At 67.9% G+C, this 4,213-nt stretch carries 3 protein-coding genes; all 3 read right to left on the reverse strand.

Going from position 1 to position 4,213, the window contains the following annotated elements:
* Positions 1-112: 112 nt before the first annotated feature.
* Complete coding sequence (locus tag DCO49_RS19535) at positions 113-1,183, reverse strand: sensor domain-containing diguanylate cyclase (protein ID WP_116865402.1); 1,071 nt, start codon at positions 1,181-1,183, stop codon at positions 113-115.
* A gap of 87 nt (positions 1,184-1,270) precedes the next feature.
* A complete protein-coding gene (locus DCO49_RS19540) occupies positions 1,271-1,993 on the reverse strand; it encodes a pseudouridine synthase (protein WP_116865403.1) in 723 nt (240 codons plus the stop codon).
* Positions 1,994-2,027: 34 nt separating this feature from the next.
* The gene (locus tag DCO49_RS19545) at positions 2,028-3,692 is read right to left on the reverse strand and encodes a sensor domain-containing diguanylate cyclase (RefSeq protein ID WP_116865404.1); all 1,665 of its coding nucleotides are present in this window, start codon (positions 3,690-3,692) and stop codon (positions 2,028-2,030) included.
* Positions 3,693-4,213 lie beyond the last annotated feature (521 nt).

The following is a 4,213-nucleotide window of genomic DNA, read 5'->3' on the forward strand; positions in this document are numbered from 1 at the left end:
AGCCATGCTCGGCTGCTCTCCGCGAAAAGCAGCCGAGCATGGCTCGGCTCTACAGAAAGCCAAAAGCAGCCGAGCATGGCTCGGCTCTACAGCGCTTCCGCCGCGCAGCGGGTTACGGCGCCAGTTCCACCCGGTTGCGGCCGTTGCCCTTGGCCCGGTACAGCGCGGCGTCGGCACGGGCCAGGGTCTGGTCGGTGGTTTCGCCGGCCTGGTACTGGGCCACGCCGATGCTGACCGTCACCGGGAAGCCCAGCGGCAGGTCAGCCACGGCCATGCGCAGGAACTCGCACTGCAGTTCGGCGGTGCGCAGGTCCACGTCCGGCATCAGCGCCACGAATTCCTCGCCGCCATAGCGCGCGGCCTTGCCGCGGCCGGAGAAATGCGAGCGCAGCAGCGCGCCCAGCTCGGCCAGCACCCGGTCGCCGGTGGCATGGCCCTGGAAATCATTGATGTGCTTGAAGTGGTCGATGTCGACCAAGGCCACGCAGGTCTGCCGCGGCTGGCCATCGGCGCTGGTCACTGCGTCCTGCAGGGCGGCGGCCATCGCGCGCCGGTTCGGCAGGCCGGTCAGCGCGTCGGTGCGGCTCTGTTCGGTCAGGTCGGCGTTCTGCGCCAGCAGCACGTCGTGGTACTCGGACAGCAGGCGCTCGTAATCGTCGCGCTGCATCATGTGGCTCTGGATATCCCGTGCGAAGCGGCGCAGTTCCATTACCAGCATGACCTGGCGCGACAGCGCGGCCAGTGCCTCGGCCTGGCTGGCATCCAGGTACTGGGGCTCAGGATCGAACACGCACAACGTGCCCAACGGCTGACCATCGCTGCTGATCAGGGGCGCACCGGCATAGAAGCGCACATGCGGATCGCCGGTGACCAGTGGGTTATCGTGGAAACGGACGTCATGCTGCGCATCCTCCACCACCATGACCTCTTGCGGTTTCAGGATCGCGTGCCCGCACATCGAATCGTCACGCGGCAGCTCGACCGCCGAGGTTCCGTTGATCGACTTGAACCACTGTCGTTCAACATCGATCAGGGTGACCGCAGCCATGCTCGTGCCACACACGGCCTTGGCGATGACCACCAGGTCATCGAAGGATTTTTCGCGCTCCGAATCCAGGATGTGATAGCGGCGCAGCGCTTCCAGGCGTTGGGATTCATCAGTCGGCTTGTCGGGCTTGATCATGCAGCGTCACGTTCCGGCAGGTCATTGCCGAGTCTAGCGGATGATGCGGCCCGACAGTCGAGGGCAGGCTCGGCGCTACAGGCTTCGTTACCAGTCCTGATGCTTGGGGAGCAGCCCGCGCAGTTCCTGCTCGGTCAGGTTGCGCCACTGGCCCGGCTTCAGCGCACCGATCTTGATGTTGTCGATGCGCACGCGGCGCAGCTGGGTGACGCGATAATCGAACGCGGCGGCCATCAGGCGGATCTGCCGGTTCAGGCCCTGCTCGAGGGTGATGCGGAAGCCGAACTTGGCGATGCGCGAGGTGCGGCACGGCAGGGTCATCTGGTCGTGGACACGCACGCCGCGGGCCATGCCGCGCAGGAATTCATCGGTGACCGGCTTGTTGACCGCCACCAGATACTCCTTCTGGTGGCCGTTCTCGGCACGCAGGATCTGGTTGACGATGTCGCCGTTGCTGGTCATCAGGATCAGGCCCTCGGAATCCTTGTCCAGGCGGCCGATCGGGAAGATGCGCTGCTCGTGGCCGACGAAGTCGACGATGTTGCCCTTGACCGAGCTTTCGGTGGTGCAGGTCACGCCCACCGGCTTGTTCAGCACGATGTAGACGTGGCGGCGGGCGCCGGGCTTGCGGGCCACGCGCACCTGCAGCGGCTGGCCGTCGACCAGCACGGTGTCACCTTCGCCGACCACGGCGCCGGTACCGCCGGGGTGGCCGTTGACGGTGACCCGGCGGGCGGCGATCAGGCGATCGGCCTCGCGGCGGGAACAGAAGCCGGTTTCGGCGATGTATTTGTTGAGTCGGGTGGTCATGGCCCCATTATCGGCCATCGCCGCCCCGCCCGGGTCACGCCGGCAGCAATGGATCGACGGTTTCGCCGTCAAAGACCCGGTTGCGACCGCTGCGCTTGGCCACGTACATGGCATGGTCGGCCCGCCGCAGCAGCGCGGCCAGGTCGTCCTCGCCCGGTCGCCACTGCGCCAGGCCGATGCTGGCGGTCACTTCCAGGCCCGGCACCTGAAGGTGCCGGCACAGCTCGGTGATGCGCTGGCGGAGCTGCTCCAGGCGGGTGGCGGCAAGCTCACGCGGCATGCCCGGCAGCAGCAGCAGGAACTCCTCCCCGCCCATGCGCACCACCTCGTCCTGGTGGCGCACGGCCGCACGCAGGGCCTGGGCCACGGCCACCAGCACCTGGTCCCCGACCGCATGGCCGTGGCGATCGTTGATGTCCTTGAACAGATCGATGTCGAGGAAGCCGATGACCAGCGTGCCGCCCTCGCGCTGCACCCGCTGCAGCTGCTGGTCCAGCTGCTGCAGGCCGGCGCGGCGGTTGGGCAGGCCGGTCAGCATGTCGGTCTCGGCCAACTGGCGCATCTCGTCGCGCTGCTGGCGCAGCCGGCCCAGCCGCTGGTTGAGCGCGTAGGCGGCCATCATCAGCAGCCAGGTGACGGCCAGCTGCAGCGCCTCCACCCGGTATTCGAACAGCCACTGCGCGCGGGTCGCATCAGCTACCACCAGTACCAGCATGGGCGACAGCGAGGCCAGCCCGGCCACGGCCCAGGCATCGCCGCGCACGCGCGCCCACACGCCCATGGCCAGCGACAGCAGGCAACCGCCGATGAAGCAGGCCTGCAGCACGCGCGCGACCACCGCCAGGCTCTCCCGCTGCAGCCAGGGCACAAGCACGGCCACGCCCATCAGGCCCCACAGCAGCAGCTGCTGGGCCAGGCGCGAACGCGGCAGCACGCGGTCACCGCCATTGAGCCGCCACAGCGCGGGCAGCACCAATGCCAAGGTCGCCGCCGTCAGCGACAGCAGCCACCAGGGACCGCGATCGCCGATCGGCAGCCACGGTTCGGGGTAGCCACTGAGGCCGCCGAGGATGGACTGCCACAGCACCAGCACCACGGTGGCGACGATATAGAACAGGAACGTGCGGTCACGCGTGGTCAGGAAGGCCATCAGCGCCGACAGCGCCAGGGCGATGGCCACGGCGATGCAGGCTGCGCGCACCAGCAGGCGCGCGGTGTCGTTCTGCTGCACGGGACTGGGCGCACCGAGCAGCAGCGTCGGCACCCAGCGCGCCTTCAACGGCCTCTGCCAGGACACCACGAACGGCTCATGGCTGCCGGCCGGCGGAACCGCGACCATGCCGATGCCGGCGCGGAAGCGCGAATCGCGGGTGCGCGCGTCGTGCATGTTGCCGCAGATCTCGCGGTCGCCATGCTTGAGGCGCACTTCGCCAGCGAACACGTTGAACACATCCAGCGCCTGCGGCTCGCCGGACCAGCCTTCGGGCGGCGCTTCGACGGTGACCTGCTGGCGGTCGCCGGACAGCATCTGCGGCGTGCAGGCGCGATGTGGGGTGGGCTCATTGGTGGCGGCGCCGACCAGCAGGTAATCGCGGCCGTTTTCGACCGTTCGCGCATGGCCGAGCCATGGCGCGGCGAGCACCATCAGCAGCGCGACCAGCACCGCCCCCGTTCCGTAACGCCACTGCCTGCCGACCACGCTACATCCTGCTTCTGCTTACGCCCGCGCCCGCTGCGCGTCGCCCCTGGCGGGCATTATCGCAGCGGAATGAGCCAGGAATGTGTAGGCCAATGGTGGTAGTACGGCAGGGCTTGCAGCCCTGCACCTGCCGAAGCCAGAGCCGAAGCAACAGCAAAAGTTGGCTATCGGTGGGTTGGCGGGGTGGGGGTCGCGCCATCCATGGCGCCCCCCCCTCAACCGGACCTACCCCGCCTTCGACAGTTCTCCGCGATCTGTCGGAGCACGGGGTCGGATCCCGTTGCTGTGCAACGGGCTCTCACCCCAGACTTATTTCGATATCGGACACATGTGTCGACCAAGGTCGACACCTACCAGCAGTACACGGGATTTGTCAGAGGCGGGGCGGTGTGGGTGAGCAGGACCGTTGGCGCCATGGATGGCGCCATCGAGCCCCCATGGACGGGTTTACGGCGTGTCCTGCCCATCCACACCGCCCCGCCAGACCCACAGCCCAACCGCCGCTCTCGCTCCTGCAGTTG

The organism is Stenotrophomonas sp. SPM (assembly GCF_003105135.1).
GTDB lineage: Bacteria > Pseudomonadota > Gammaproteobacteria > Xanthomonadales > Xanthomonadaceae > Stenotrophomonas.